Source organism: Rahnella bruchi (assembly GCF_003614975.1).
Classification (GTDB): domain Bacteria; phylum Pseudomonadota; class Gammaproteobacteria; order Enterobacterales; family Enterobacteriaceae; genus Rahnella; species Rahnella bruchi.
The window spans coordinates 83220-107388 of sequence record NZ_QZWI01000015.1 but is presented as its reverse complement, the minus strand read 5'-3'; the positions used below and the strand labels follow the sequence as shown (position 1 = coordinate 107388).

The window sequence follows — 24169 nt, the reverse complement described above, 5'->3', positions numbered from 1 at the left end:
AGAACATCTCTTGCGCCTTGCTGTTCATGCTTTCCGGCTATAGTTTTAATCCATAGCTATCTATTTTCGTATGGACACTTGCCTGGAGACTCCCGATGAAAGAAGAAGAATTACTTACCCTGAAACAGGCTCCGACCAGCTTTGCGCCTGCGGTCACTCCCGTCGCCAGCACCACCATTCACACCGATACCGACGGGCTGCACGCAGGCCAGACCACTATTCCCTCGCAGGGCGAAGACATGCCCGCCTATCTCGCCCGCCCGGAACAGTTCACCGGTAAATTGCCGATAATTCTGGTAGTGCAGGAAATTTTCGGCGTACACGAACATATTCAGGATGTCTGCCGCCGTCTGGCAAAACAGGGCTATATGGCTATCGCACCTGAGCTGTATTTCCGTCAGGGCGACCCGCGTGATTACACCGAAATCAGCGAGCTTTTCGCCAAACTGGTCAGCAAAGTGCCGGATCAGCAGGTGCTTTCCGATCTCGACCACACTGCCCACTGGGCCGCACAACACGGCGGGGATATTTCCAAATTAGGCATCACCGGTTTCTGCTGGGGCGGGCGTATCACCTGGCTCTATGCGGCGCACAATCCGCAGCTGAAAGCGGGCGTAGCGTGGTATGGAAAACTGGTCGGTGATAAAACGCTGACCAGCCCGTCGCAGCCGGTAGATCGCGCAGCCGCGCTCGATGCTCCGGTGCTGGGTTTGTACGGCGCAGAAGATTCCAGTATTCCTCTGGATACGATTGAAACCATGCGTCAGGCGATCCGTGCAGCCAATGCCACGGCGGAAATCGTCGTCTATCCGGAAGCCGGTCACGCCTTTAATGCCGACTATCGTCCGAGTTACCACCCTGAAGCCGCCGCCGATGGCTGGCAACGTATGCTGGATTTCTTTACCCAGTACGGCGTGAAATAAAAAATTGCGGTGACATAAATAAAAACAGCCCGGCAGGTTTTCCTGTCGGGCTTTTTAATGCTATTCAGCGCGTTACAGCGACAATCTATTTACAACGACAATCGTCCAAAAGCACCCTGCCAGTCCTGTTCGAATTTATCGACCGCAGCCTGTACCGCCGGTGCGCTGATAAACTGCTCCGCCACGTCTACCGGAATAGTGACCGACTGACAGCCCGCCAGCAGACAGGCCAGAACCTGACGTGGCGTTTTGAAACTGGCGGCCAGCACTTTGGCGTGCGGCGCATGGAGTGACAGTAATTGCTGCAACTCCGTCACCATCGCAATGCCGTCGCCGCCCTGCGCGTCCAGCCGGTTCACATACGGCGCGACATATTCTGCACCGGCCAGTGCCGAAAGCAGTCCCTGCCCGGCCCCGTAAACCGCAGTGCCCAGCGTCGGAATTTTACGGGTGCGCAGGATCTTAATCGCGGCAAGGCCAGCGGCTGTCACCGGCACTTTCACTACCAGTCCCGGTACGCGGGAGTGCAGTAATTCAGCTTCTTCCACCATTTGCTCAGTCTGATTCGCCAGAACCTGCGCAAAGAGTTTTCCTTCACCGCCTAACGCATCCCGAAGCGCGGGCAGCACTTCCCACAGGGACGTCTGCGATTTAGCCACAATGCTCGGATTCGTCGTCACGCCCTGCAACGGCAAAATACGGGATAAGCGTTTTACTGCGCTGATATCAGCCGTATCCAGATAAAGTTCCATACCCTCTCCTGTCAGAGTTCAAGCTCTTGTTTGAGCAGCGCTTCTATCTGTGCTGCTGTGGTCGAATTCATCAGCGCATCGCGGAAACTGTCGTGCATAATCCGTCGCGCCAGCTTTGAGAAAATCCGCATATGTTGGTCGCCCGCGGCATGTTTATTGAGTGTCAGCATGATGACGAACTGCGCCTCTTCGTCGCCCCACTGCACCGGTTGCGTGAGCTTCGCGACGCTGATGGTCGACTGCTCAATGTGTTCGGATTTGGTGTGCGGAATCGCAAAACCGAAACCGAGACCGGTGGAAAATACCGCCTCACGCGCCCAGACGTCGGCGGCAAGTTTGCGCGGATAACGGCAGCGACCGGCCAGCATCAGGTTATCGACCATGCCTTTAATCACTTCTTCTTTGCTGCGCCAGTCAGTATTGAGCGCCACACATTCCGCGGTGATCAGCGGTGCATCATTGACCGCCATACGGAACTGCGCGAGCAGATGTTCAACTTCAAGCGAGGTGCGGCACTGCATGGCGCGGTTGAGCAGCAAACGGCACTCGCGGCTGTCGAGTTTCGCCAGACGCGCTTTGGTCACCGGAATCGACGGCGCGCTCATGCTGACTTCATCCAGCCCCAGCCCGACCAGCAGCGGTAGCACCGAGCCTTTCGCCCCCAGTTCGCCGCACAAACCAATCCACTTACCGTGACGATGCACTTCGCGCACAACATGGTCGAGACCGCGCAGGAAAGCCGGATTCAGGCTGTTGTAATGGCGGGTCACTTTGGCGTTATCGCGATCGACCGCCAGCAGATACTGCGTCAGGTCGTTGCTGCCGATGCTAAAGAAATCAATCTCCTCGCAGCACTGGTCGATGATGAACATCACCGACGGCACTTCCAGCATGATCCCCAGCTGAATTTTTTCATCAAACGGGATTTGCTCACTGCGCAGCGACTGCTTGGCTTCCGCCAGCTTCTCTTTCACCCATAAGATTTCTTCCATCGAAGAAATCATCGGGATCATAATTTTCAGTGTTCCGTGCGCTGAAGCGCGCAGGATCGAACGCAGTTGTGTGTGGAATAAAGGCAGAAATTCCTGATAGATACGCACCGCGCGATAACCAAGGAACGGATTATTCTCAGCCGGAATATTCAGATAATTGACTGGCTTATCGCCACCGATATCCATAGTGCGGACGATAATGGTTTTGCCTTTGGCGGCCTCCGTGGCCTGGCAGTAAATGTTGTATAACTCATCCTCGGAAGGCGCACTGGCGCGATCCATATACAGCATTTCTGTACGGAACAACCCGACGGCCTCGGCGCCATTGCCAAACGCCGCGCTGGCTTCAACCGAATGCGCAATATTAGCCGCAACTTCAAGACGTACGCAGTCGGCGGTATAGCCCGGTTTATCCAGATATTCACTTTGCTGTTCACGTAGCGCCTGATGCACCGCCTGCTCCTGACGATAATAACGACGCACCGGTTCGCTGAGCGCGCAGGCAACCAGCCCCAGATCGCCGTCGATCTGCACATCCTGCTGTAAATAATTCTGCAACGGTTTGGGATCAACGCCGACAAGCGCAGGAATATTGAACGATCGGGCGAGGATTACGGTATGCGACGTGCTGCCCCCGCTGCCGAGTAACAATCCTTTGAGGTGTTTTTTATCCAGCTCCAGAAACTGACTTGGCGTCAGTTCATCCGCCAGACAAATACTGGCTTCGCTCAGCGCCCGCTGGGAAGCAAAGCGTTCCTCGCCATAGATTTGCTGTAAAAGCTGGAAGCTGACATCACGAATATCCAGTTCGCGTTCACGCAAATAAGCACTGGACGATTGTGCAAGTTGCGCACTGAAATGCGCGGCAGTGTCGACAATGCTTTGTGCACAACTCTGGCCTTGTGCCACGCGGCTCAATAATGCTTCGCGCAGGCTATTATCACGCAGTAAAGAACGGTGCGCTTCCAGCACGGCGGTAATCGTTCCGCTGCCCGCCATCAGCTGTAATTCGATAGATTTATCAAGCTGCGCCAGCCCGGCGGAAAGCAGACTTTGCTCCTTATCTTTTCCCTGAGACTCCGGCAAATCCGTCAGTGCTGCCAGATTGACGCTGGAAAGGCTGACCAGTTTGCCCAGCGCACAGCCTTCGCTGACGGAACGGGCGCGGAAAATCAGCGGGGAAAGATGCATCAGGGATTCAGGAAGCGGCTCAAGTTCAGCGTTTTCATTGTGTTCAGGCAGGGCTTCATCGCAGAGCGGGAACTGATGCTCGATGAAATGGGCCAGCGCAGCGTGCGCCGCGTCTTCGTCATCGCCTTTGATGGTCACATGGCATTCATCGCCCAGTAAAATATCAGCGCCAATCAGTGACAACACACTTTTACCATCAGCCTGACGGTCAGTACGGACGTTATGCCACTCAAATGCGGAGCCGAAACCGTTGCACAACGTTTCAATATGACTGGCCGGACGGGCATGAACACCATTTACCAGCACGCAGGTGAAGCTCAACTTCTTGGTCATTTCTGAATCCTCATCCCAAATTCCGGTGCAATGTACCGGCTTATTGCAGGATAAGAGTCAGCAGGCGCTGATAGCTACCAGACAAAAATGACAAATGCTGGACAAATGTATTGTCAGTGCTTTTTTGCGAGCCAGCTCACACACCGAATGCCAGCAGAAACCTCGCCATATTTCGGGTTATTTGAACCTGCTCGCATTTTTGATCTGACATTACAAAAGTCCAGTAAAACACAATTTTGTCCACTATTAGCGCCACGGTCAGCAGCCTATTGTTGAGACCGATAGCCTTTCTGTATCTGCGGCTTTTGAATTAAGGCCGCTGATATTTGCGATTTTTAGCCCGACACCGGATTTCGTGGAGCCAATCATGAAAGACTTGCTCAATATTCTAAAAAATACCCGCCAGCATCTGATGACCGGCGTGTCTCATATGATCCCGTTCGTGGTCGCAGGCGGTATTCTGCTGGCTGTCTCGGTCATGCTGTATGGCAAAGGCGCGGTGCCGGATGCTGCTACCGATCCGAATCTGAAAAAGCTGTTTGATATCGGCGTGGCCGGTCTAACCCTGATGGTGCCTTTCCTGGCCGCCTATATCGGCTATTCAATTTCCGACCGTTCAGCACTGGCTCCGTCAGCCATCGGTGCCTGGGTCGGTGCCTCCTTTGGTGCCGGCTTCTTCGGCGCAATCATCGCTGGCCTGCTCGGCGGCATCATTGTTTTCTATCTCAAGAAGATCCCAGTGCCGAAGATCCTGCGTTCCGTGATGCCGATCTTCGTGATCCCGATCATCGGTACGCTTCTTACGGCGGGGATCATGATGTGGGGGCTGGGTGAACCGGTCGGCCTGCTGACCGCCTCACTCACTCACTGGCTACAGGGCATGCAGCAAGGCAGCATTATTGTGCTCGCCATCATCATGGGGCTGATGCTCGCCTTTGACATGGGCGGCCCGGTTAACAAAGTCGCTTATGCCTTTATGCTGATTTGTGTGGCGCAGGGCGTGTATACGGTGGTCGCGATTGCTGCGGTGGCCATCGCCACACCACCACTCGGACTGGGTTTTGCCACACTGATTGGCCGCAAATACTACACCACCGAAGAACGTGAAGCGGGCAAAGCCGCGATGCTGATGGGTTGCGTCGGTGTCACCGAGGGGGCGATACCTTTCGCCGCCGCTGACCCGCTACGCGTTATCCCTTCCATCATGATTGGCTCTGCCTGTGCAGCCGTTACCGCCGCACTGGTCGGTGCGCAATGCTATGCCGGTTGGGGCGGGCTGATTGTGCTGCCTGTCGTCGAAGGAAAACTGGGTTACATCGGCGCATTGCTGGTCGGCATGGTGGTCACAGCACTGTGCGTCAACCTGCTGAAACACCTGGCGGCCAAAAAACAATCCGCTAAAAAACATCAGGAATCCGACCTGGATCTGGACTTCGAAATTAACTGATTTCTTTGAAAATATAGAAGGAAGAAACCATGACTCACATTATTGCTGTCACCGCTTGCCCGTCCGGCGTTGCTCACACCTACATGGCGGCCGAAGCCATTGAACGTGCGGCAAAAGCCAGAGGCTGGGAATGCAAAGTCGAAACGCAGGGCTCCATTGGCCTGGAAAATGAACTGACACAGGCAGACGTTGCGGCTGCTGATATCGTGATCCTGACCAAAGACATCGGCATCAAACAAGAAGAACGTTTCAAAGGCAAAGTCACCGTACGCGTCGCCATCAGCGACGCCGTTAAACGCGCTGACGCCATCATGGAAAAAATTGCGGCGCATCTCGCCAAAACTGCTGTCACGGATTGAAAGTAAGGAGAACAGGATGACTTCCCGCATCGAACGTCTGAAAACTGCGCTTTTCGCTAGCCCGCGTGAAATCTCGCTGGAACGGGCTCTGCTGTACACAGCAAGCCACCGCACGACAGAGGGTGAGCCCACGCTTTTACGCCGGGCAAAAGCGACGGCTTATATTCTTGATCACTTAGAAATTACCCTGCGTGAGGACGAACTGATTGCCGGTAACCGAACGGTAAAACCGCGTGCGGGGATCATCTCTCCTGAAATGGACCCTTACTGGCTGCTGAAGGAGCTGGATGCTTTTTCAACCCGTCCGCAGGATCGCTTTACGATTTCTGATGAGGATAAAGAGATTTATCGCGAACAGCTTTTCCCTTACTGGGAATCGCGTTCGATGAAAGATTTTATCAACAGTCAGATGCCGGAAGAGGTAAAAGCTGCCACCAAAACGCAGATATTCAGTATCAATCAGACTGACAAAGGCCAGGGGCATATCATCATCGATTACCCGCGCCTGCTCCGTTGCGGTCTGGATAACTTAGTTGCTGAACTTAAGCAGCACGTTAACGATGCGCCGGATAATGCCTTTTATCAGGCAGCATTGATTCTGCTGGAAGCGTCGCAACGGCACATTTTGCGTTATGCCTCGCTGGCAGAGAAAATGGCGCAAGCGTGCGAAGCCCCGCAAAGAAAGGGGGAACTCGAACGTATTGCCCGCCTTTCACAGCACATTTCCGGCAACAAGCCGCAGGATTTCTATCAGGCCTGTCAGCTGTTCTGGTACATGAACATCATTTTGCAGTTTGAATCCAACGCCAGTTCGCTTTCCCTCGGGCGTTTCGATCAGTACATGCTGCCGTTCTATCAACATTCGCTGTCCCAGGGGGAATCTCCGGAATTCCTTAAGGAATTGCTGGAAAGCCTGTGGGTGAAATGCAACGACATCGTGCTGCTACGTTCAACTTCCAGCGCGCGTTACTTCGCCGGATTTCCGACCGGTTACACTATTTTGCTGGGCGGCCTGACCGACACCGGTCGCAGCGCCGTCAATGTGCTGTCGTTTCTGTGTCTGGATGCGTATCAGAGTATTTGTCTGCCTCAGCCAAACCTTGGTGTACGGGTCAACGAACTCATCGACCGTCCTTTCCTGCTGAAAACGGCCGAAACCATCCGTCTCGGCACCGGCATTCCGCAAATTTTCAACGACGAAGTGGTGGTTCCGGCATTTCTTAATCGCGGCGTACGCCTTGAAGATGCACGAGATTATGCGGTGGTTGGCTGCGTCGAATTATCCATTCCCGGCAAAACCTATGGTCTGCACGACATCGCCATGTTTAACCTGCTGAAAGTTATGGAGCTGACTCTGCATGAGAACGAAGGCAACGCGACGCTCACCTATGCAGAACTGATGGAGCAAATCCGTCGGAAAATCAGCCATTACGTCCGGCTGATGGCGCAGGGCAGCAATATCTGCGATATCGGCCACCGCGACTGGGCTCCGGTCCCGCTGCTCTCTTCCTTTATCGAAGGGTGTCTGGACAGCGGCAAAGACATTACCGCAGGCGGCGCACGTTATAACTTCTCCGGCGTACAGGGCATCGGCATCGCAAACCTCAGCGACTCGTTACATGCACTGAAAGGCATGGTGTTTGACCAGCAGCGTCTGACATTTGACGAGTTGCTGGCCTCGCTGAAAGAAAACTTTGCCAGCGAAGAGGGCCGGGCCATTCGCGCGCGTCTGATTAACCGCTTTGAAAAATACGGCAATGATGTGGATGAGGTTGATTTAATCAGCGCCGATTTGCTGCGCTATTACTGCAAAGAAGTTGAGCAGTACCGCAATCCGCGCGGCGGACAGTTTACGCCAGGCTCTTACACCGTATCCGCGCACGTGCCTTTAGGTGCCGTGGTCGGTGCTACGCCGGATGGTCGCTTTGCCGGGGAACAGCTGGCGGACGGCGGGCTTTCCCCAATGCTGGGGCAGGATCATCAGGGGCCAACCGCGGTGCTGAAATCCGTGAGTAAACTCGACAATACGTTGCTCTCAAACGGCACACTGCTGAACGTTAAATTCACGCCATCGACGCTCGAAGGCCAGCAGGGACTGAATAAATTAGCTGACTTCCTTGGGGCCTTCACCCGATTGAAATTGCAGCATGTACAGTTCAACGTGGTGAATGCTGAACAGCTACGTGAAGCGCAAAAACGTCCGCAGGATTTCGCCGGGCTGGTCGTCAGGGTGGCGGGATACAGCGCATTCTTTGTCGAACTGTCTAAGGAGATTCAGGATGACATTATTGGTCGCACCGCACACCAGCTCTGAACGGCGGCTCCCCGTCACAGAAGAGCCGGAAAAACGCGGACGCATCTTCAACATTCAGCGTTTTTCGCTCAACGATGGCCAGGGTATCCGTACTCTGGTTTTCTTCAAAGGCTGTCCGCACCGCTGCCCGTGGTGCGCCAATCCTGAATCGATATCACCGCGAATTCAGGTCATCAAGCGGCAGGCAAAATGCCTGAACTGTCGCACTTGTTTGCAGGATCCCGCCGAATGCCCGAGCGGCGCGATGGAATATGTCGGCGAGGATGTCACGCTGCCACAACTGATGACGCAGTTACTCAAAGATGAAGTGTTTTTCCGTTCATCGGGCGGCGGCGTCACGCTTTCCGGCGGCGAGGTGCTGATGCAGCACGCGTTTGCCGGTGAATTGCTCAAAGCGTTGCGGGCGTTGGGCATTTCTACGGCAATAGAAACCGCGGGCGATGCGCCGTTGTCTCATCTGCTTGCACTGGCTGAAAACTGCGATCAGGTTCTGTACGATTTTAAAATTATGGATCCTCAGCAGGCGAGATCGTTGCTCAATATGAACCAGCCGAGAGTGCTGGAAAACTTCCGTGCGTTGGCTGAGCGCGGCGTAAATCTTCTCCCACGTCTGCCGCTGATCCCCGGCTTCACTCTGACAGAGGAAAATATGCAGCAGGTTCTGGATTTCCTCCGACTTTTCAACTTGGCCGAAATCCATCTGCTACCCTTCCATAAATACGGCGAAGCAAAGTACCCGTTGCTGGACAAAACTTACTCGATGCATAAGACAAAGGTGCCGGATGCCGCAACTATTGCGCCGTTTTATGCGATGGCTGAAAAATACGGTTATAAAGTCACGCTGGGTGGGTAAATTTTTAAATCAGGGGAAATACTATGTCGCTCAAACTGGTCGCAGTCACCGCCTGTATCAGCGGTGTGGCACATACTTATATGGCGGCGGAGCGTCTGGAAAAACTCTGCGCGCAGGAAAAGTGGCAGGTAAAAGTCGAAACTCAGGGCGCGCTGGGCGTCGAGAACTTACTGTCTGAAGCGGACATTGCTCAGGCGGATATTACCTTGCTGATCACTGAAATTCAGCTGGAACAAAGCGAACGTTTCGCTCACAGCCGCTGTGTTCAGACGAGTATTCATACGTTTTTACGTACCCCTGAAAAAGTGATGACTGCCGTAAAAAAAATCTCTACATCGCCACAGGGCACAAAAATCGTTTTAGCGTAAATCTCTCGAAACAGGTCAGCAGTCAGGCATTTTCAAACTGGCTGCGGTATTGACGGCGGTATTCTGAAGGAGACCTTTCGGTGCTCTTTCTGAACTGGCGGCAAAAATAGTTACTGTCGATAAACCCGCAGGCGTGAGCCACTTCCCTGACTTTCATGTCATACCCTTTCAGCAAATTCTTCGCCTGCTCCAGCCGCACATAATTCAGGTACTCATTCAGGCCGACGCCGCCACTTTTCTGGAACAGATGCGATAAATAGTTCGGCGAAATATAAAATGCTTTAGCGACAGAATCGCGGGTCAGAGGTTCGCGATAATGCTCTTCAATATACTGACGGATAGCGGCGAAAAGCGCCTGGCTGCGCGAAACGGTTTGCACTGAAGAACTGAAGAGATCCAGTGCGTGGCTGAGCAGTCCTTTCACCAGAAACTTCGCCGTGGGCTGATCCTGGCGATGCCACGCCAGTTCGTTGAGCGCCTGTAACATGAATGCACCGGTTCGCGGCCCGCGCCGCCCGACATTGCCTTTTTCGCTGGAAGAAAACTGTTCTCCATCCCAGTTAAGCAGGCTAAAGCCCAGCTGTTGTTTACCAAATAAAAAACTCAGCGTCCGCACCGGTTGCTGCCACTGCGGACTGTTCCAGCCTTTTGCCGGAACGAACAGCACATCGCCAGCCTGCATCCGGGTCGTCTGAACATTACCGTGTTCATCTTCCCAGTTCATTATCTGCACACCGTCCAGAACCAGCTCAAGACGGGGAAAATCCACCTGATAGGCCAGCTCCGGCACCGGATGCAGAGCACCGGCAAAATACACCTGACGGATACCCGCCGGATGTTCAATCACCGGAGTTAAAAGGGGAAAAAGAAGATGAGTCATGGTCAGGCTACCTTTGCGCAGAATCATCGCCATGATAGCGAATCTGTTGCGGGGAAAGGAAAACATGACGCAAATTTGCGGCAGACCGCGAAAAAATGGCCCGCCAGTGAAATGGCGGGCCGGTGAAAGCGAATTTTATCGCGGATTCTTCAGCAACTACACCAGCGAAGGCTGCCCGTTGGAGGCAGAAAGGCCACCATCAACCGGCAGATTTACCCCCGTCACGAAACGGGCGTCATCACTGGCGAGAAACGCAATGACATCGGCAATTTCTTCCGGCTCCGCTCCCCGCCCTAAAGGAATACGTTCGGCAAATTTCGCCAGCAACGCCTTGTTGTCTTTAATGCCAGCCGCCATATCCGTGAAAGTCAGCGACGGACATACGGCGTTGACGCGCACGCCATCTTTGCCGTGATCCATTGCAATCGAACGGGTGAAGTTAGTCACTCCGCCTTTTGCGGCATTATAAAAACTCATTCCCCAGTCGCCGCCGATACCGGACACCGACGAAATATTGACGATATTTCCTTTGCTTTTAATCAGCGCGGGCATAAAGAACCGCGTGCAGTAGAAAACGCCACTGAGATCGATACCAATAATTTTCTGCCAGTCTTCGAGGCTAACCTCTGTCACATTGCCCTGCACCACCACGCCCGCGCCATTCACCAGCACGTCGACACGACCGAATTTATCCTCAACCACTTCGGCCATACGCTCCACATCCGCTGCGGAAGAAACATCTGCCAGATGAATGTAATACTGCGTACTGCTCAGCGTTTTTGCGACTTTCTCCAGCTTTTCCTTCGTCCGTCCGACAAGAACCACTATCGCCCCTTCTGAAGAAAAACGCCGGGCCGATGCGGCCCCCATGCCGGAACCTGCGCCAGTCACTACCACGACTTTGTCTGTAAACCGGTTCATATTTTCTCCTTGCCTGATGGGTAATAAGAAAGTGAAGCCTGATTTAAGCCTAGCGGAGAACTGCGCGGTGCGTGGAAACTGTCTGCTGTTCAGCGCCGCAATCGCGCCACAGCCACCCTTTGATGCGGGCTGAAAGAGACGTAACAAAGTACGAATGAGGACATAAAAAAGGGGCACCGGAGTGCCCCAAAGGTTTCAGCAACACCACAACGATTCTTTATTTCAGGCTTTCTCAGCACGCAGACGCTTGGCGGCTTTCACCATGTTTTCCAGCGACTCGCGGGTTTCCGGCCAGCCGCGGGTTTTCAGGCCGCAGTCCGGGTTCACCCACAGGCGTTCTGCCGGGATACGGTCCGCGGCTTTACGCAGCAAATCTTCAATCCATTCCACGCTTGGCACGTTAGGTGAGTGAATGTCGTAAACGCCCGGCCCGATTTCGTTCGGATACTCGAAGTCTTTGAACGATTCCAGCAAATCCATATCGGAACGCGAGGTTTCGATAGTGATCACGTCGGCATCCAGCGCGGCAATGGAATCCATGATGTCGTTGAATTCGCAGTAACACATATGGGTGTGGATCTGCGTGTCATCGCTGGCAATTGCGGCATTCAGTTTGAACGCGTCCACCGCCCAGCGCAGGTACGCATTCCACTCCGACTGACGCAGTGGCAGGCCTTCGCGCAGTGCCGGTTCATCAATCTGGATGATGCCGATACCGGCTTTTTCCAGATCCTCTACTTCATCACGCAGCGCCAGCGCAATTTGTTTGGCGATAGTTTCACGGCTGACATCTTCACGCGGGAATGACCAGCAGAGAATGGTAATCGGCCCGGTCAGCATGCCTTTCACCGGTTTTTTAGTCAGAGACTGCGCGTACTTCGCCCACTCAACGGTAATGGCTTGCGGACGGCTGACGTCGCCGATAATCACCGGAGGTTTCACGCAACGTGAACCGTAGCTCTGCACCCAGCCGTTTTGCGTGAACACAAATCCGTCAAGATGCTCACCGAAATATTCGACCATGTCGTTACGTTCGGCTTCGCCGTGAACCAGCACGTCTATATCCAGACGCTCCTGCTCTCTGATGGCCTGTTTAATGTGCTCGCTGATACCGGTGCGGTATTTAGTGTTGTCCAGTCGGCCTTGTTTGAAGTCCAGACGCAGGCCACGGATTTCAGTGGTTTGCGGGAATGAACCGATGGTGGTTGTCGGCCAGGCGGGCAGATTGAAACGGGCGCGCTGCGCTTTGGCGCGTTCGGTGTAAACGTGCGGACGCTCGATATCTGCGCCGGTAATCGCGGCAACGCGCTTACCCACAGCGGCATTATTCACGCGGGCGGACTCGCGGCGGGCGCGGATAGGCGCGCTGTATTCCGCCAGTTTCTGCTTAGCTTCTTCTGTCGGGTTATTCAGGGCGCAAGCCAGTAATGACAGCTCGGCACATTTTTGCAGCGCAAAGGCGAACCAGCTTTTGACCTCTTCATCGAGGCGGCTTTCAACGCTTAAATCGATGGGGCTATGCAGCAGTGAACAGGAGCTGCCAATCCAGACATTGCGTCCCGCCACCAGCGGCTTCAGACGATCAAACCAGGTGCTCAGATCCGCACGCCAGACGTTACGGCCGTTGATCACGCCCAGCGAAATCAACCAGTCTTGTGGCAGCGCGTTGATGAGGGTTTGCAGGTCGTCACGACCGGCTACCGCGTCAATGTGCAGGCCCTGAACCGGCAGCTGGCGGATTGTGTCGAGGTTATGCCCGACGCTGTCGAAATAGGTGGTCAGCAGCAGTTTGGTTTTGTTCTGTTGCAGCGCGGTGTACGCCGGTTTACAGGCATCCAGCCAATCCTTCGGCAGCTCCAGCACCAGAGCCGGTTCGTCAATCTGCACCCATTCGATGTCGCGTTTGGCCAGTTCCGCCAGCACCTGCTGATAAACAGGCAGAATGTCGTTAAGCAGGGAAAGACGGTCAAACTGCTCGCCTTTTACTTTGCCGAGCCACAGATAGGTCAGCGGGCCAAGCAGAACAGGTTTCACTTTATGGCCGAGCGCCAGCGCTTCGTCCACTTCTTCCAGCAGCTGCGTCCAGGTCAGTTTGAATTTCTGCCCTTTCACAAACTCCGGCACCATGTAGTGATAGTTGGTGTTGAACCATTTGGTCATTTCAGCCGCCGCTGCTGGTTTACCGGTCGGTGCGCGGCCACGGCCAAGGCGGAATAAGGTATCAAGATCCGCAGAGCCGTCGGCATTCTGATGACGAGCCGGGACGTTACCCAGCAGCAGGCTGGTGGTCAGTACGTGATCGTACCAGGCGAAATCGCCCACCGGCACCAAATCCACGCCTGCTTCAGATTGTTGCTTCCAGTGACGGGCGCGAAGTTCACGTCCGGTTGCCAGCAGTTCTTCCTGAGTGGAATTGCCTGCCCAGTAGCTTTCTTGTGCTTTTTTAAGTTCACGACGCAGACCAACGCGTGGAAAACCCAGAGTGTGATTCAGTATCGTCATCTTTTAAATTCCTGTTTAGCCATCCAGATGTTTACACATCCATAATCCGCAGGTAGTGTATAATCCACAAGCGCAAATTATTCATGACACAGTGAAGGACTCTCATGATCGAACTGAAACACCTGCGAACGTTGCAAGCACTGCGTAACACCGGGTCACTGGCCGCAGCCGCCTCGCAGCTTCATCAGACCCAATCGGCTCTGTCGCACCAGTTCAGCGACCTGGAGCAACGGCTCGGTTTCAGGTTGTTCGTGCGAAAAAGTCAGCCACTGCGGTTCACGCCGCAGGGCGAAATCATGCTGAATCTGGCAGAACAGGTGCTGCCGCAAATCCAGCAAGCGTTGCAGGCCTGTAATGAGCCGCATCAGGCTTCTCTGCGTATCGCGATTGAATGTCACAGCTGTATTCAGTGGCTGACGCCTGCACTGGATAGCTTCCACCAGAGCTGGCCACAGGTATTGATGGATTTCAAATCCGGCGTGACTTTTGATCCGCAGCCTGCGCTGCAACAGGGCGAGCTGGATATCGTGTTGACCTCTGACATTCTGCCGCGCAGCGGTTTGCATTATTCTCCGATGTTCGATTTTGAAGTGCGTCTGGTGCTGGCACCGGATCATCCGCTGGCAGACAAAACGGTGATTACGCCGGAAGATCTCAGCGCGGAAACCCTGATGATTTATCCGGTACAGCGTCAGCGTCTGGATATCTGGCGGCATTTCCTGCAACCGGCAGGCGTCAGCCCGGCGCTGAAAAGCGTCGATAACACATTGTTATTGATTCAGATGGTGTCGGCGAGAATGGGTATAGCGGCGTTACCACACTGGGTGGTGGAGAGTTTTGAGCGCCAGGGTCTGATCGTGACCAAAACCCTGGGCGATGGCTTATGGAGTCGCCTGTACGCCGCCGTACGTGACGGCGAACAGCGTCAGCCAGTTACCGAAGCGTTTATTCGTTCGGCGCGGCAGCATGCGTGCGATCATCTGCCTTTTGTTCGCGACGCGGCACGACCCAACGCCGGTGCACCCACAGTGAGGACATAATCACGGCGGCGCCGATGATAAAACTCGGCCAGTGCGGCTGTTGTTGCCAGATTGCCAGGTTAACCAGCAGCCCGGCCGGGACGTGAAAGTTGTTCATAATCCCAAGCGTTCCCGCATCGACCTGCGTCGCGCCGTAGTTCCACATGAAATATCCCAGGCCTGAAGCGCCGATCCCCAGCCATAACAGAATGCCCCATTGCAGGTTAGTGGTCGGCAGTTTTTGCGGATTGCCCCACAGGAACCACGCCACCACCGCACACAGTAGCGCCCCAAGATAAAACCAGGAAAACGCCGTATGCTGCGGCATCGGACGGGTTTCCATCAGGCGTTTATAGCCCACCTGCCCGATGGCAAAACAGATATTCGCCGCCTGCACCAGCAATAAGCCAATGATGAAATGTTCGCTGATGTGGTCGTAACGGATAATCGCCGCGCCCGCCACCGCCAGCAACGCGCTGAGCGCATACCCGATGCGGATTTTGCGGCCACTGATCAGGTCATAAATCAGCGTGACGTACAGCGGCGTCATCACCGTAAATAGCAGAAACTCCGGCACCGACAGGTACAAATACGCTTCGAAGCTGATGAGATACATGATGCCAAGCTGCATCGCACCCACAGCCATATATAGCAAGATGGTGGTGAGTTGATGGCCTTTCCAGCGCAGGAACGGCAGGAATACCAGCGCCGCCAGACCGAGACGGACCAGAACGGAAAACACGCTGTCGACCTGTCCGGCCAGATAGACGCCGATCAGGCTGAATGAAAAGGCCCACAAAATAGTGGTGATAATGAGTAAAGGCACGGCAGTTGAGCCCTAAAATGTTAAAGATGGATAATTGTAACGGAATGAAGGAAACCGCGAAGCGTGAAGGTGGTTTACATCTGTTCAATTATAGAGCAAACGAGAGCAGCGCCACGCTTTGAGGGAAACGTGCGCTCAAAGGACACGTTCACGGCTGCGATGGCATACACTTAATGTATGACTGGAAACGGAGGATGAACTGATGAAATATTTGTATGGAACGCTCGCCGCGCTGCCGCTGCTGTTTGCCGTTCAGACCGCCAGCGCAGTCGAAAAGGTGCCTAACCCGAACGATCCGCTGCTGACCAATCCTTCGCAACAGCGGATGCAGCAGCAACAGCAAACTAACCAGCAGATGCAAAAACGTCAGCAGGAGCAGGATCTGCGTAACAGTCAGCAACAGCAGCAGCTGAAGCTGAAATCGCAAATCCAGGGCAATCAGCAGCGGTTGCAAACCCAACAGTTGAACCAGAACAATCAGCAGTTGCAGCAGAATTTGAAACAATAATAAATTTGATGGGTAAACAAATTAATTATTCATCAACATAATAATACAGCCCCGCAGAGAGAAAATAACTCCCCCTGCGGGTATTCATCTTCCTGTTTATATGACCATTCTCACTATTTCCTTTGAATTGATCGATGAAAATCACTTAATCCAAAAATTCGAAGGATGGATTCAAATGCCAAATAGTAAAATGCCGACGTTTTACAACAATCCCTTTCCTGGCTTCCCAAATTCCGCCACATCGTTTCTCCCTTTAGAAATTAACCGACCTGGCAGTGATTACCGAGAGTTATTAATTAACAGTGTCAGTAAAAACCTTCATTACATTATGTTCCTCACTCAGGAAGAGGCCTATGCCATTGTGAAAGAACTTGCCCCTGTCGGTGAGTACGAAGTTTCAGAACGCAATCTTGATAGGTTAGGATTTGGTGCAACTTACGCAGGAAATGCAAAAGATGGGATTACAGCAACCCAGATTGTCTGGAAGCTGAAAGGGTTTGGTGTTGCGGCTCAAATTTATCGGGCCAGACATGGCGAGCAAATGGTGAAAATTACCGGTTATGCTGGCGTCAGAAAGATTTTGATGGGCACACATTATAAACTCAGAAATATGCAGATTGTCGAAATTGGCATCGGCCAAAAAGGAATCAATACCAATATTATTTCCGGTATGAAATTTTGTATCTACGTAGGACTGGCTTATAGGACGCTAGAGTTTCAGCTAAGGGACCCGTATTCTACCGAAGAATTTTTGGGAAAAGTAACCAGCGATGTAGCAAAAGTGATCGTAGCTGCTGCAGTGATGAAAGTTGCTGCCACAGTATTGATGGGCATAGCAGGCCTTACATTAGGGGGGCCCTTTTCGTCGTTGTTATAGCAAGTATTACTTTAACTTACTCCCTTGAGTATCTGGACGAAAAACTTGGTATCACAGATGCGATTATTATTAAAATAAATGAAATGCAAAAAGATACCCCTAGTATTTCAGACACCTTAGGAAGAGAAAGTCAGTTGTTGTTCAAACATATATGAAAAATAAAAAAGAAAAATTCGTTGTTTTTACAAAAAAACAGAGATGGAGTGCTATCGCTATCTCTCCGATATTTATTTGGATTTGTTACATGCTTCCCTTTATTTTTAAAGAGCAGGTTATTTATAATCTATCCTATCCTGACATCGTTTCGGTTGATACTTTAGCGTTTATGGTTCTCGGTGGCGCTCCTGTATGCTTCATATGTGCTTTTGGTTGCCCATATATCGCTCTTAAGGGTGTTATTCCCTATGGAAAAGGAAGACGGGTACTGATCCCAGCTTGTTATCTAGCCCTCGTGGGACTTTTTCTAGCCATCATCTATCCGATTGGCTTTATAAGCGCTCTGGAGCAAGAAGGATACGGACACTGTTGGAAAGAAAATATGAAGGGCCCAACGTTGTACGTCAAAGATGCCAATGAATGCGTGAAACGAAATCTGCCGATTATGATCAGACCCAGAGATCAGCCGCGAGAGGATACACCTGCAACGCTGTATGAAGACCCTTTCCACAAATGGAAGAAGAAGCCTCAGAACTAAATTAACGCGGGCGCTATTCCAGCGCCCGTTGCTGATTATTTAAAATCCGGCCCAATCACATCAATCTTATCGGTACAAATACAGTCCACGCCCCAGTCCAGCAGTTCACGGGCGCGCGCCGGGTTATTCACCGTGTACACCAGAATATGCAGACCCGCGTCTTTAATCGCCCGCACACGTTCTTCGTTGAGCAATTTGTGATTGAGGTGCAGGGAAACGCATTCCAGTTCGTCGGTCAGCGCTTTCCAGTCTTCGTGCCATTCGTCGATAAGTAAACCGCGCGGCAATTCTGGTGCTGCTTTTTTGGCGGCAACCAGTGCGTCGAATTCGAACGAGGAAAGCAGCGGCGCAACGGCCTGATCCTTCCATAATTCGCGTGCCGCCAGCGCCACGTCGGTGCCGGTTTTTTCATTCAGGCCGGTGGTCGGTTTGATCTCAATATTGACCATCATGTGGAGACGCGCACAGCGTTCGGCGACCTGCGCCAGCAGCGGCAATTTCTCGCCTTTAAACGCGGCGCTGTACCAGTTACCGGCGTCCAGCTGTTCGAGCTTATCCCACGGCAGTTCACCCGCCACGCCCCAGCCGTTACTGGTGCGGTTCAGGGTGTCGTCATGCAACAGGAAGATTTCCCCGTCCTGCGCCAGCTTGGCGTCAAACTCGATCATGGTATGACCATATTTAGCGCCCATATCGATAGCAGCCAGCGTGTTTTCCGGAGCCAGGGCGCCGCCGCCACGGTGCGCCACAATGCGAGGGTAAGGCCAGGCTTTCATGTTCATTCCATCCGTAATCCGGTTTCAGTATCGAAAAAGTTTAACGCTTTCGCCGGGAAAACCAAGCGCAACAACGAACCGGCTGTCGGGAATATTTCATGCGATAACCGAACCACGACGCCGCTGCCCGCCAGTTTGCCATGCGCCAGATTATCCGCGCCCAGCAGTTCCAGCGTATTGAGCACCATCGGAATACCGTTTTGAGTGTCATCGGTCAGATGAATATGTTCAGGGCGGATACCGACCGTCAGCTCACGGCCGCCCCATTCCGGGCGTGGAACCGGCAGCGGCAGTTCAAAACCGCCTTCCATCACCAGCGACGTACCGTCGGTGGTCAGCTGACCGGGCAACAGGTTCATAGCCGGAGAGCCGATAAAGCTGGCGACAAACAGGCTGGCCGGACGACGGTAAACTTCTGACGGCGTACCGATCTGTTCGGCGATACCTTTGTTCATCACAATCACGCGTTCCGCCAGTGTCATGGCTTCCACCTGATCGTGTGTGACGTACAGACTGGTGGTACGCAGACGGCGGTGAAGCTGTTGCAGTTCAAGACGCATCTGCACGCGCAGTTTGGCGTCGAGGTTAGAAAGCGGTTCATCGAACAGGAACACCGCCGGTTCACGCACGATGGCGCGCCCCATCGCCACGCGCTGACGCTGACCGCCGGAAAGCTCGCGCGGTTTACGTTTAAGTAACGGGCCGAGTTCGAGAATACGCGCCGCTTCTTCAACACGGTCATTAATCTGCGCTTTGCCGAAACCGCGGATTTTCAGGCCATACGCCATGTTGTCGTACACGCTCATGTGCGGATACAGCGCGTAGTTCTGGAACACCATCGCGATGCCGCGATCTTTCGGTTCCAGCTCGGTCACACGCTGGTCGTTAATGTAGATATCGCCGGAGGTAGTGCGCTCCAGCCCGGCGACCATGCGCAGCAGGGTCGATTTTCCGCAGCCGGAAGGCCCGACCATCACAATAAATTCACCGTCGGCGACGTCCAGATCAATGCTCTGGATAATCTGATTTTTGCCGTCGTAGGATTTGGTCACTGCCTGTAATTTCAAATTTGCCATTTCAGTTTACTTCTCACTGTCTACCAGGCCGCGCACAAACCAGCGCTGCATCAGGAGCACCACCGCCAGCGGTGGCAATAAGGTCAGGATCATGGCCGCCATCACCTGATTCCATTGGGTCGAACCGTCACCGGAAGAGATCATGCTTTTAATCCCCGCCACCGCCGTGCCCATAGAGGCATCGCTGGTGATCAGAATTGGCCACAGATACTGGTTCCAGCCATAGATGAAGGTGATAACAAACAGCGCCGCAAGATTGGTTTTCGACAGCGGCAGAACGATGTCCCAGAAAAAGCGCATCGCGCCTGCACCGTCGATACGCGCGGCTTCCAGCAATTCATCCGGCAGGGTCATAAAGAACTGGCGGAACAGGAAAGTCGCGGTCGCCGAGGCCATCAGCGGCAGCGTCAGGCCGGTGTAGCTGTCGAGCATATGCAGATTGGCAATCACCTGAACGGTCGGGAAAATACGCACTTCCACCGGCAGCATCAGGGTCATGAAAATCAGCCAGAAAAACAGGTTACGCAGCGGAAAACGGAAATAGACAATCGCGTAAGCCGAAAGCATCGACACCGAAATTTTGCCGAGGGTGATGACCATCGCCATGATGAAACTGTTGATAAGCAAACGTCCGAACGCCGGGCTGTTGTTGCCCGCGCCCTGCGTCCAGATAGTGCTGATGTTTTCCCATAAATGCGTACCTGGGAGCAGCGTCATCGGCACATCAAAAATCTGTTTGTTATCCAGCGATGCCGCCACAAACGCGACATAGAGCGGGAATAAAATCACCAGCACGCCGAGCAGCAGCATGATGTGGCTGAAAATATCCAGCCCTCTGCGGTTTTCAATCATTGGTAACGCACCTTACGCTCGACAAAGCGGAACTGAATGAACGTCAGGCCGCAAACCAGCAGCATCAGAATGACGGACTGCGCGGCGGAGCTGGACAAATCCAGACCGGAGAAACCTTCGCGATAGACTTTATAAATCAGCGTGGTCGTCGCCTGCACCGGGCCACCCGCTGTCGCGGCATCAATCACCGGGAAGGTATCAAAGAAGGCGTACACCAGATTGACCACCAGCAGGAAGAAGCTCACCGGCGAAATCAGCGGTAATACCAGATGGAAGAAACGACGCACCGGGCCTGCGCCGTCGATAGCCGCCGCTTCAACCAGCGATTTTGGGATCGACTGCAACGCTGCCAGAAAAAACAGAAAGTTGTAGCTGATTTGCTTCCAGACCGACGCCAGTACCACCAGGAACATCGCCTGACCGCTGTTTTGTGCGTGGTTCCAGTTATAGCCAATCGAGCCTAAGAAATGGGTGATCAGACCCAGACCGGGGCTGAACAGAAACATCCACAAGACGGCGGCCACGGCAGGCGCGACGGCGTAAGGCAGGATCATCAGCGTCTGATAAATTCGGCTGCCGCGTACCACGTGATCGACCAGCGCCGCGAAAAACAGCGAAACGGCCAGCCCGATAAACGCCACCATAAAGCTGAATTTCAGCGTGGTGTAGAAAGAATCGAGATAGTACGGATCCTGAAACAGCTGCGTGAAGTTGGTCATACCGGCGAAGGTGCTGGAAAGTCCGAACGGATCCAGCGTCTGCACTGAATACCACAGCGCCTGACCCGCAGGCCACAGGAAGAATATCGCGGTGATCAGCAGCTGCGGCAGCACCAGTGCATAGGGCAACCAGCTGCAACCAAAACCGGGACGGTGTGAACTCATGATGGTGTACTCGTTGATGCGATGACGGGTTTTGCTCCCCCCCTGCGAAGGGGGAGGAGCCAAACTGGATTACTTAGTAGAAGTTTCGAAGCGACGTAGCAGCAGGTTCCCGCGCTGAACAGCGGTATCCAACGCTTCTTTGGCGGTTTTCTTGCCGCTCCACACGCTTTCCAGTTCTTCATCCACGATGGTACGGATCTGCGGCATGTTGCCCAGACGCAGGCCTTTGGTGAACGGTAATGGTGGCTTGTTGAGCATCTGGCGGGTCGCGACGTCAGAACCCGGATTCTTGTCGTAGAAGCCTTCTTTTTTGGTCAGCTCATACGCCGCTGTCGTCACTGGCAGATAACCGGTTTTCTGATGCCATTCGGCCGCAATTTCCGGCGTGGTCAGGAATTGCAGGAATTCGGCAACGCCTTTGTAGGTATCTTTGTCTTTGCCGTTCATCACCCACAGGCTTGCACCGCCGATAATGGCGTTTTGTGGCGCGCCTTTGATGTCTGCGTCGTAAGGCATCATGCCCACGCCGTAGTTGAACTTGGAATACTGACGGATATCAGCCAGTGAACCGGAAGAGGCGGTAGTCATCGCGCAGTCGCCGTTGTAGAACTTGGCGGTAGATTCATCCTTACGACCAAAATAAGTGAAATCACCTTTCTTGTTCATGTCTTCCAGCATCTGGATGTGTTTGATTTGTTCTGGTTTGTTGAATTCCAGAACCGCATCAGTGCCATCGAAACCGTTATTTTTGGTGGCGATTGGCAGACCGTGCCAGGCGCTGAAGTTTTCAATCTGGATCCAGCCCTGCCAGCCGCTGGCGTATCCACACTTCATACCCGCTTCACGCAATTTCTCGGTGTACGCGGCCATGTCCTGCCAGGTTTTTGGCGGCTGATCCGGATTCAGACCGGCTTTCTTGAAAGCATCTTTGTTGTAATACAGCACCGGCGTGGAGCTGTTGAAAGGCTGGGACAGCAGGCGGCCTTTGGAATCGGAGTAATAGCCGGAAACAGTCGGCACGAACTGAGAAACGTCTTCTTTAATGCCCGCGTCGCTGAATACTTCGTACACCGGTTTGATGGCTTTGCTGGCCATCATGGTCGCGGTGCCCACTTCGTAAACCTGCAAAATAGCTGGCGCATTACCCGTACGGTATGCCGCGATACCCGCAGCCAGGCTCTCGTCGTATTTGCCTTTGTAGACAGGCACAATTTTGACATCAGGGTGCGTCTGGTTAAAACGGTCGGCCAGCGAGTTAACTTCTTTGCCTAATTCGCCGTCCATGGAGTGCCAGAATGGAATTTCTGTCACAGCGAAAGCATTGGCGCTGAAAGCCAGCGTCAGCGCGGTGCCGATGACCGTTTTTTTGAGGTTGATGAACATGCCTGTCTCCTGAATTCTGCTGGTGTGCTGCAAGTGCAGCTTGAAATATGCCGGGTAGAGTCGGGAGGTAAAATGACACGGTTAAGTGACAGAAAAATAACCGTTAAATGACAATAAAGTGACAGCCGCGTTAAGTGCAGGTGACGAACAGATGGCAAAAAATAAGGCGCATCGGGTGAACGATGCGCCTTTGGGGTACCGGAAAAAGAGGATTACAGTGCGCGTTTCAGACGGGCGACCGCCTCGTGCATCTGCTCTTCGGTCGCGGTGGCGAAAGACAGTCGGAAGGTCGAGTGATCCGGGTTATCGGCATAGAAGAATTCGCCCGGTACAAACACCACGCCCTGCTCCAGCGTCTTTTTCATCCAGTCAGCACAGTTACGCGGCTCGCGGAAACGCGCCCACAGGAACATGCCGCCTTTCGGATATTCAAACGTCAGCACGTCACCCAGCTCGCGTTCCAGCAGTTCGGCCATAATCTGACATTTCTTTTTATACGCGGCACGGATGGTTTCGATCTGCTTCGGCAGACGGCCCAGACCGAGATAATATTCCGCAATGGTCTGTGACAGCGCGCTGGCGTGCAAATCGGCGGCCTGTTTAATGATCGCGACTTTGTGCAGCAACCAGTCAGGCATAATCACCCAGCCCAGACGCAGACCCGGTGCCAGAATTTTGGAGAACGTCGAGGTGTAGATGATGTTGTCGGCGTGGCCAAACAGCGATTTGGACAGTTCGAACAGCGTCGGCTGGCGTTCGTCGGTGAAACGCAGTTCGCCGTACGGATCATCTTCTACAATCAGGAATTCATGCTGCGCTGCCAGTTTCACCAGCTGTTCACGACGGGCACGGCTCAGGGTTACGCCGCTCGGGTTACCGAACGTCGGCACCAGATACACTCCTTTGATTTTCTGCGTTTTCAGCAGTTCAGCCAGCTCATCAACAATCATGCCGTCGCCGTCAGAACCCACGGACAACAGTTTGGCCTCGGCCAGTTCCAGCGTCTGTAACGCCGCCAGATAGGTCGGGCGTTCCACCACAAACACGTCATCCGGGTTCACCACGGCGCGCATTACCAGATCCAGCGCCTGCTGGGACCCTGCGGTAACTACGATATCGTCCGGGCTCGCAACTACGCCACGTTCCTGACAAAGCTCCGCAATACGTTGGCGCAGGGTATAACTGCCTTCGGTCAGGCCATACTGGAAAGCGTGTTCAGGCTGTTCAGTGATCGCCAGTTGTGTGGCTTCACGCAGGCCCTCGAAATCAAAAAGCGCTGAAGAAGGAATACCACCCGCCAGTGAGATAACGCCTTCCATTTTGCTGTGTTTCAGCAATTCCCGGATGGCCGAACTTTTGAGCCTGACCATACGGGCGGCGAGTAAACCTTCTGTGTTCATGACATGTTCCTGATGATGTGCAAAGTTATACGGATGTGA

General features: G+C 53.5%; 22 protein-coding genes. 10 read left to right on the top strand and 12 right to left on the bottom strand.

The window, feature by feature from the left end:
- The first annotated feature begins 95 nt into the window (after positions 1-95).
- Positions 96-923: a dienelactone hydrolase family protein gene (locus D5398_RS20610; RefSeq protein ID WP_120509294.1), complete on the top strand. Its 828-nt coding sequence runs from the start codon at positions 96-98 to the stop codon at positions 921-923.
- Between the two features lie 89 nt (positions 924-1012).
- On the opposite strand, the gene fsa is transcribed toward D5398_RS20610, so the two are convergent.
- Together fsa and ptsP are read right to left on the bottom strand one after the other, a co-directional pair.
- Entirely contained in the window at positions 1013-1675 is a 663-nt protein-coding gene (gene fsa, locus D5398_RS20605) for a fructose-6-phosphate aldolase (protein ID WP_120509293.1), read from the bottom strand.
- A gap of 11 nt (positions 1676-1686) precedes the next feature.
- Positions 1687-4191 carry a phosphoenolpyruvate--protein phosphotransferase gene (gene ptsP, locus D5398_RS20600; protein WP_120509292.1) on the bottom strand — a complete coding sequence of 835 codons (2505 nt, stop codon included), beginning with the start codon at positions 4189-4191 and terminating at the stop codon, positions 1687-1689.
- 367 nt (positions 4192-4558) lie between these two features.
- Here ptsP and D5398_RS20595 point away from each other — a divergent pair, with 367 nt between their 5' ends.
- Genes D5398_RS20595 through D5398_RS20575 form a run of 5 tightly spaced genes read left to right on the top strand, consistent with a single transcriptional unit; the run spans position 4559 to position 9532 of the window.
- Positions 4559-5638 carry a PTS fructose transporter subunit EIIC gene (locus D5398_RS20595; RefSeq protein ID WP_120134736.1) on the top strand — a complete coding sequence of 360 codons (1080 nt, stop codon included), beginning with the start codon at positions 4559-4561 and terminating at the stop codon, positions 5636-5638.
- A gap of 29 nt (positions 5639-5667) precedes the next feature.
- Complete coding sequence (locus D5398_RS20590; RefSeq protein WP_120509291.1) at positions 5668-5997, top strand: PTS fructose-like transporter subunit IIB; 330 nt, start codon at positions 5668-5670, stop codon at positions 5995-5997.
- Between the two features lie 16 nt (positions 5998-6013).
- On the top strand, positions 6014-8311 hold the full coding sequence (locus tag D5398_RS20585) for a formate C-acetyltransferase (protein ID WP_120509290.1): 2298 nt from the start codon (positions 6014-6016) through the stop codon (positions 8309-8311).
- Complete coding sequence (locus D5398_RS20580) at positions 8277-9164, top strand: [formate-C-acetyltransferase]-activating enzyme (protein ID WP_120509289.1); 888 nt, start codon at positions 8277-8279, stop codon at positions 9162-9164. The genes D5398_RS20585 and D5398_RS20580 overlap by 35 nt, the downstream gene beginning before the upstream one ends.
- Positions 9165-9187: 23 nt before the next feature.
- Positions 9188-9532 carry a PTS fructose-like transporter subunit IIB gene (locus D5398_RS20575; protein ID WP_120509288.1) on the top strand — a complete coding sequence of 115 codons (345 nt, stop codon included), beginning with the start codon at positions 9188-9190 and terminating at the stop codon, positions 9530-9532.
- 22 nt (positions 9533-9554) lie between these two features.
- Here the strand turns inward: D5398_RS20575 and D5398_RS20570 are convergent, their stop codons facing one another.
- From D5398_RS20570 to metE, 3 genes are all read right to left on the bottom strand, one after another.
- Positions 9555-10412: an AraC family transcriptional regulator gene (locus D5398_RS20570; protein WP_120509313.1), complete on the bottom strand. Its 858-nt coding sequence runs from the start codon at positions 10410-10412 to the stop codon at positions 9555-9557.
- A 156-nt stretch (positions 10413-10568) separates the two neighbouring features.
- Positions 10569-11333, bottom strand: coding sequence for a meso-2,3-butanediol dehydrogenase (gene budC / locus D5398_RS20565; protein WP_120509287.1), 765 nt, complete (start codon positions 11331-11333; stop codon positions 10569-10571).
- 222 nt (positions 11334-11555) lie between these two features.
- Positions 11556-13835 (bottom strand): 5-methyltetrahydropteroyltriglutamate--homocysteine S-methyltransferase, encoded by a 2280-nt coding sequence (gene metE, locus D5398_RS20560; protein WP_120509286.1) that lies wholly within the window; start codon positions 13833-13835, stop codon positions 11556-11558.
- A gap of 104 nt (positions 13836-13939) precedes the next feature.
- On the opposite strand from metE, the gene metR reads away from it, so the two are divergent.
- Complete coding sequence (gene metR, locus D5398_RS20555; protein WP_120509285.1) at positions 13940-14875, top strand: HTH-type transcriptional regulator MetR; 936 nt, start codon at positions 13940-13942, stop codon at positions 14873-14875.
- On the opposite strand, the gene D5398_RS20550 is transcribed toward metR, so the two are convergent.
- Positions 14781-15680 (bottom strand): carboxylate/amino acid/amine transporter, encoded by a 900-nt coding sequence (locus tag D5398_RS20550; RefSeq protein WP_120509284.1) that lies wholly within the window; start codon positions 15678-15680, stop codon positions 14781-14783. The two genes, metR and D5398_RS20550, sit on opposite strands and share 95 nt — an antisense overlap.
- 202 nt (positions 15681-15882) lie before the next feature.
- On the opposite strand from D5398_RS20550, the gene D5398_RS20545 reads away from it, so the two are divergent.
- The 3 genes from D5398_RS20545 (at position 15883) to D5398_RS20535 (ending at position 17759) form a co-directional block, all read left to right on the top strand.
- Entirely contained in the window at positions 15883-16188 is a 306-nt protein-coding gene (locus D5398_RS20545; RefSeq protein WP_120509283.1) for a DUF2756 domain-containing protein, read from the top strand.
- 100 nt (positions 16189-16288) lie between these two features.
- Positions 16289-17065 (top strand): hypothetical protein, encoded by a 777-nt coding sequence (locus D5398_RS20540; RefSeq protein ID WP_120509282.1) that lies wholly within the window; start codon positions 16289-16291, stop codon positions 17063-17065.
- A gap of 151 nt (positions 17066-17216) precedes the next feature.
- Positions 17217-17759 (top strand): DUF1240 domain-containing protein, encoded by a 543-nt coding sequence (locus D5398_RS20535; RefSeq protein WP_120509281.1) that lies wholly within the window; start codon positions 17217-17219, stop codon positions 17757-17759.
- A gap of 35 nt (positions 17760-17794) precedes the next feature.
- Here the strand turns inward: D5398_RS20535 and ugpQ are convergent, their stop codons facing one another.
- The 6 genes from ugpQ to D5398_RS20505 form a co-directional block, all read right to left on the bottom strand.
- Positions 17795-18535, bottom strand: a complete 741-nt coding sequence (gene ugpQ, locus D5398_RS20530) for a glycerophosphodiester phosphodiesterase (protein WP_120509280.1) — start codon at positions 18533-18535, stop codon at positions 17795-17797.
- Positions 18536-18537: 2 nt separating this feature from the next.
- Positions 18538-19611 (bottom strand): sn-glycerol-3-phosphate import ATP-binding protein UgpC, encoded by a 1074-nt coding sequence (locus D5398_RS20525; protein ID WP_120509279.1) that lies wholly within the window; start codon positions 19609-19611, stop codon positions 18538-18540.
- A 6-nt stretch (positions 19612-19617) separates the two neighbouring features.
- Complete coding sequence (ugpE, locus tag D5398_RS20520; RefSeq protein ID WP_120509278.1) at positions 19618-20463, bottom strand: sn-glycerol-3-phosphate ABC transporter permease UgpE; 846 nt, start codon at positions 20461-20463, stop codon at positions 19618-19620.
- Entirely contained in the window at positions 20460-21347 is an 888-nt protein-coding gene (ugpA, locus tag D5398_RS20515) for a sn-glycerol-3-phosphate ABC transporter permease UgpA (RefSeq protein ID WP_120509277.1), read from the bottom strand. Before ugpA ends, ugpE begins: the two co-directional genes overlap by 4 nt.
- A 69-nt stretch (positions 21348-21416) precedes the next feature.
- Positions 21417-22730: a sn-glycerol-3-phosphate ABC transporter substrate-binding protein UgpB gene (gene ugpB, locus D5398_RS20510; RefSeq protein WP_120509276.1), complete on the bottom strand. Its 1314-nt coding sequence runs from the start codon at positions 22728-22730 to the stop codon at positions 21417-21419.
- A gap of 212 nt (positions 22731-22942) precedes the next feature.
- On the bottom strand, positions 22943-24130 hold the full coding sequence (locus D5398_RS20505; protein ID WP_120509275.1) for an aminotransferase-like domain-containing protein: 1188 nt from the start codon (positions 24128-24130) through the stop codon (positions 22943-22945).
- Positions 24131-24169 lie beyond the last annotated feature (39 nt).

Coding starts and splice junctions, on each gene's coding strand:
- D5398_RS20505 (WP_120509275.1), bottom strand. CDS start 24,130: ATGAACACAGAAGGTTTACTCGCCGCCCGTATGGTCAGGCTCAAAAGT.
- ugpQ (WP_120509280.1), bottom strand. CDS start 18,535: ATGAAAGCCTGGCCTTACCCTCGCATTGTGGCGCACCGTGGCGGCGGC.
- ugpA (WP_120509277.1), bottom strand. CDS start 21,347: ATGAGTTCACACCGTCCCGGTTTTGGTTGCAGCTGGTTGCCCTATGCA.
- metR (WP_120509285.1), top strand. CDS start 13,940: ATGATCGAACTGAAACACCTGCGAACGTTGCAAGCACTGCGTAACACC.
- D5398_RS20525 (WP_120509279.1), bottom strand. CDS start 19,611: ATGGCAAATTTGAAATTACAGGCAGTGACCAAATCCTACGACGGCAAA.
- metE (WP_120509286.1), bottom strand. CDS start 13,835: ATGACGATACTGAATCACACTCTGGGTTTTCCACGCGTTGGTCTGCGT.
- D5398_RS20595 (WP_120134736.1), top strand. CDS start 4,559: ATGAAAGACTTGCTCAATATTCTAAAAAATACCCGCCAGCATCTGATG.
- fsa (WP_120509293.1), bottom strand. CDS start 1,675: ATGGAACTTTATCTGGATACGGCTGATATCAGCGCAGTAAAACGCTTA.
- D5398_RS20590 (WP_120509291.1), top strand. CDS start 5,668: ATGACTCACATTATTGCTGTCACCGCTTGCCCGTCCGGCGTTGCTCAC.
- D5398_RS20540 (WP_120509282.1), top strand. CDS start 16,289: ATGACCATTCTCACTATTTCCTTTGAATTGATCGATGAAAATCACTTA.
- D5398_RS20575 (WP_120509288.1), top strand. CDS start 9,188: ATGTCGCTCAAACTGGTCGCAGTCACCGCCTGTATCAGCGGTGTGGCA.
- D5398_RS20535 (WP_120509281.1), top strand. CDS start 17,217: ATGAAAAATAAAAAAGAAAAATTCGTTGTTTTTACAAAAAAACAGAGA.
- D5398_RS20610 (WP_120509294.1), top strand. CDS start 96: ATGAAAGAAGAAGAATTACTTACCCTGAAACAGGCTCCGACCAGCTTT.
- ptsP (WP_120509292.1), bottom strand. CDS start 4,191: ATGACCAAGAAGTTGAGCTTCACCTGCGTGCTGGTAAATGGTGTTCAT.
- D5398_RS20570 (WP_120509313.1), bottom strand. CDS start 10,412: ATGACTCATCTTCTTTTTCCCCTTTTAACTCCGGTGATTGAACATCCG.
- D5398_RS20545 (WP_120509283.1), top strand. CDS start 15,883: ATGAAATATTTGTATGGAACGCTCGCCGCGCTGCCGCTGCTGTTTGCC.
- D5398_RS20585 (WP_120509290.1), top strand. CDS start 6,014: ATGACTTCCCGCATCGAACGTCTGAAAACTGCGCTTTTCGCTAGCCCG.
- budC (WP_120509287.1), bottom strand. CDS start 11,333: ATGAACCGGTTTACAGACAAAGTCGTGGTAGTGACTGGCGCAGGTTCC.
- ugpE (WP_120509278.1), bottom strand. CDS start 20,463: ATGATTGAAAACCGCAGAGGGCTGGATATTTTCAGCCACATCATGCTG.
- D5398_RS20580 (WP_120509289.1), top strand. CDS start 8,277: ATGACATTATTGGTCGCACCGCACACCAGCTCTGAACGGCGGCTCCCC.
- ugpB (WP_120509276.1), bottom strand. CDS start 22,730: ATGTTCATCAACCTCAAAAAAACGGTCATCGGCACCGCGCTGACGCTG.